We start from the raw sequence: 3,404 nt of genomic DNA on the forward strand, positions 1-3,404 counted from the left end.
CCGGCCCGCTGCCGAGCCCGGCGGTGAGGATGATCGCCGCGGCCACGCCGCGCCGCGCGGCGATCGACACGATGCGCGGCACCATCCGCGCCGGCGCGGTGATCACCACCAGGTCCGGCACCCAGGGCAGGTCGGTGAGCCGGCGCACCGTGGGCACGCCGTCGATCTCGCGGTAGCGCGGGCTGACCCAGCCGATCTGCCCGGGAAACCCGGCCGCGCGCAGGCTGCGCACCACCGCCCGCCCGGCCGAACGCTCGCGCGGGCTGCCGCCGACGATGGCGACCGAGGCGGGGCGGAACACGGACTGCAGGTGATAGGTGCTCATGGCGGCGGCAGAGGCGAGCGAATGCGCTAACGGTACACGGCTGGCCGCGGCGCGGGGATGATCCGGGTCGCGCGCTGCGGCGTTGACGGCGATGCCGCGCATCCGGCGACAGCTGCGCTGGCGAGATTCCGGCCTCCGCGTGTCGGGGCTGAAGCCCCTCCCACAGGGAGCTTGGGTCGGCAGCCCGTTACGCACGCACGCGCGCTTGAGCGGAATCCGGAACGACACGGAACATTGCTGGACTTCCCGGTGTGGGAGGGGCTTCAGCCCCGACCCGACCAGGCCACAGAGACCAGGCGGCGGCGCACACCCGGTGCGCAGGGCAGGCAGCGCCGCCTCCGCCGCAGAAAGACCCCGCCAGACAGCCGCCCACCGCCGATCCTTCGCGGATCCGCCATGTCCATCGGAGCCCGCAGGCACAGCCCGGGTCAGCACCCGGTCGCATTGGCGGCCGCATAATGCGGCGATGGAGACGACTCGTGCATAGCGGCGGCCTGGAACTGGCGCTGGTGCTGCTGCTGGCCGCGGTGATCGCGGTGCCGGTGTTCAAGCGCCTGGGCCTGGGCGCGGTGCTGGCCTACCTGGCTGCGGGTGTGGTGCTGGGGCCGGACGGGCTGGGCTTCGTGCAGGACACCGAGCGCATCCTCAACGCCGCCGAGATCGGCGTGGTGATGCTGCTGTTCCTGATCGGCCTGGAACTGTCGCCGGCGCGCTTGAAGGTGATGCGGCATGCGGTGTTCGGTGCCGGCAGCGCCCAGGTCGCGCTGACCGCGCTGCCGTTGGGCGCGCTGGCGCTGTGCATGGGGCTGAACTGGAAGAGCGCGCTGGTGATCGGCCTGGCGCTGGCGCTGTCCTCCACCGCGGTGGGCCTGCAACTGCTGGCCGAGCGCAAGGCGCTCAACAGCGACTACGGCCGGCTCGGCTTCGCCATCCTGCTGTTCCAGGACCTGATCGCGATCCCGCTGCTGGCCGCGGTGCCGCTGCTCGGCGGCGCCAAGAACGACACCCTGACCTGGACGGAAGTGGGCCAGGCGCTGGGCGCGCTGGCGCTGGTGGTGCTGTGCGGGCGCTTCGTGCTGCGCCACCTGTTCCGCACGGTGGCGCGCACGCGCATGCCCGAGGTGTTCACCGCCAGCGCGCTGCTGGTGGTGCTGGGCAACGCCTGGTTCCTGCAGAAGGCCGGGCTCAGCCCCAGCCTGGGCGCGTTCCTGGCCGGCGTGCTGCTGGCCGATTCGGAGTTCCGCCACGAACTGGAGGCGCAGATCGAGCCGTTCCAGGGCCTGCTGCTGGGCGTGTTCTTCATCGCCGTGGGCATGGGCATCGACCTGGACCGCATCGTCGCCGAACCGTGGCTGATCGCCGGCGCCGTGGCCACGCTGTTGCTGGTCAAGTTCGCGCTGCTGGCCGGCATCGGCCGCGTGCTGCGCCTGCCCTGGCGCAGTGCGCTGCTGCTGGGCAGCCTGCTGTGGCTGGGCGGCGAGTTCGCCTTCGTGGTGTTCACCGAGGCGCAGCGCGTGCGCCTGCTCGACGACGCCACCCACGACCGCCTGGTCGCGGTGGTCGGCGTGTCGATGGCGCTGACGCCGCTGCTGCTGATCGGCATGCAGCGCCTGCTCGGCGGCAGCGAGGCCGGCAAGGGCAAACAGCCACCGCCGGCGGCGCAGTACGACACCGTGGACACGCAGCGCGCGCAGGTGCTGATCGCCGGCATGGGCCGCTTCGGCCAGATCGTCGCGCGCCTGCTGACTGCGCAGCGCATCCCGTTCGTGGCGCTGGAACACAATCCGGACACGGTGGAGGACCTGCGCCGCTTCGGCAACCAGCTCTACTACGGCGACCCCAGCCGCCCGGACCTGCTGCGCGCGGCCGGCAGCGACGGCATCCGCATCTTCGTGGTGGCGATGGACGACCCGGAGACCAACATCAAGACCACGCGGCTGATCCGCCGGCTCTACCCCACCGCCAAGGTGCTGGCGCGCGCACGCAACCGCCAGCACGCCTGGCGACTGATGGACCTGGGTGCGGAGCCGTTCCGCGAAGTGTTCGCCTCCAGCCTGGAGCTGAGCGAGCAGGTGCTGCTCGGCCTGGGCCTGGATGCGGCGACCGCGCGCGACCGCATCGCCCGCTTCCGCGAACACGACTCGCAATTGCTGCGCGCCCAGCACCTGGTCTACGACGACGATGCGGCGGTGGTGCAGACTGCGCGTGCGGCGCGCGCCGACCTGACCAAGCTGTTCGAGGCCGACGTCAACGATCCGACGGCCGGGCCGGCGGATGCGACGGGCGCAACAGGCGCGGGACAGCATCGCAGTTGATGCGGGTGGCTTGGCCGCGCGGCCAACCGAGTCCCAGGAATGCGCTGCGTATGTGCGCTCGTCGCTGCCGACAACCGCGGTCACGGTGGGTACGCCGTTGTCACGCGCGACAGATAGCGATGGGGACGCCGACGATTGGCCGAGGCACGTGCCCACTGCGTGGTGCGCGTGTAGTCGAGCGTGGTCGCGTCGGGGCTGAAGCCCCTCCCACACTGACGGTCGACAGCGTCCGTGGCGGTGACGCCTTTGCTGGCTGCGACGACAGGGGCGGTGGGCTCCCACGGCATGCCGGCTCGCCAACGCCAATGCTCGGCAAGCGCGCTGTGTCCGCACGGCGCCAATTCTTCCATTGTGGGAGGGGCTTCAGCCCCGACTGCAGGATCCATCCGCCGTGGCTGCGCCGCTCCTGCTGACATGGAGGCATCTCCCCGAGCACCGGCGCTCACGCCGGCGCCCGGGGCATCGCTTCAGCCCTTGCGCGCGGGACGCTTCGCGGTGCTGTTGGCCGCGCGCTTGGCGGCTTTCTTCGCGACTTCCTTCGCGACCTTCTTGGCGACCTTCTTGGCCGCCGGCGTCTTCACCGATGCCGGGGCAGGCTTGCGCTTGGTCGACTTGCCTGGCTTCGCCGAAGCCGAGGCATCGCCCGCCTTGGCCCCGCCACGCTTCGGTGCCGGCGTCACCGGCCGGGTCTCGGTGGTGGCGGTGGCTTCCGGCGCGCGCCGCGGCGGCGGGCGGCGCCCGGCGGTGAGGGTGCGCCAGGTGTG

General features: G+C 71.9%; 2 protein-coding genes and 1 pseudogene. 1 reads left to right on the forward strand and 2 read right to left on the reverse strand.

Annotation, left to right across the window (positions count from 1 at the left end):
* A partial coding sequence (locus D183_RS24230) for a CoA-binding protein (protein WP_039726514.1) occupies positions 1 to 325 on the reverse strand: 325 nt, incomplete at its 3' end.
* Positions 326 to 804: 479 nt separating this feature from the next.
* Here D183_RS24230 and D183_RS24235 point away from each other — a divergent pair.
* Positions 805 to 2,640, forward strand: a complete 1,836-nt coding sequence (locus tag D183_RS24235) for a monovalent cation:proton antiporter-2 (CPA2) family protein (RefSeq protein WP_017908486.1) — start codon at positions 805 to 807, stop codon at positions 2,638 to 2,640.
* A gap of 467 nt (positions 2,641 to 3,107) precedes the next feature.
* On the opposite strand, the pseudogene D183_RS0107665 reads toward D183_RS24235, so the two are convergent.
* Positions 3,108 to 3,404: pseudogene (locus D183_RS0107665) on the reverse strand (glucose-6-phosphate dehydrogenase); the annotation flags it as partial.

The organism is Xanthomonas sp. SHU 199 (genome assembly GCF_000364665.1).
Lineage (GTDB): Bacteria > Pseudomonadota > Gammaproteobacteria > Xanthomonadales > Xanthomonadaceae > Xanthomonas_A > Xanthomonas_A sontii.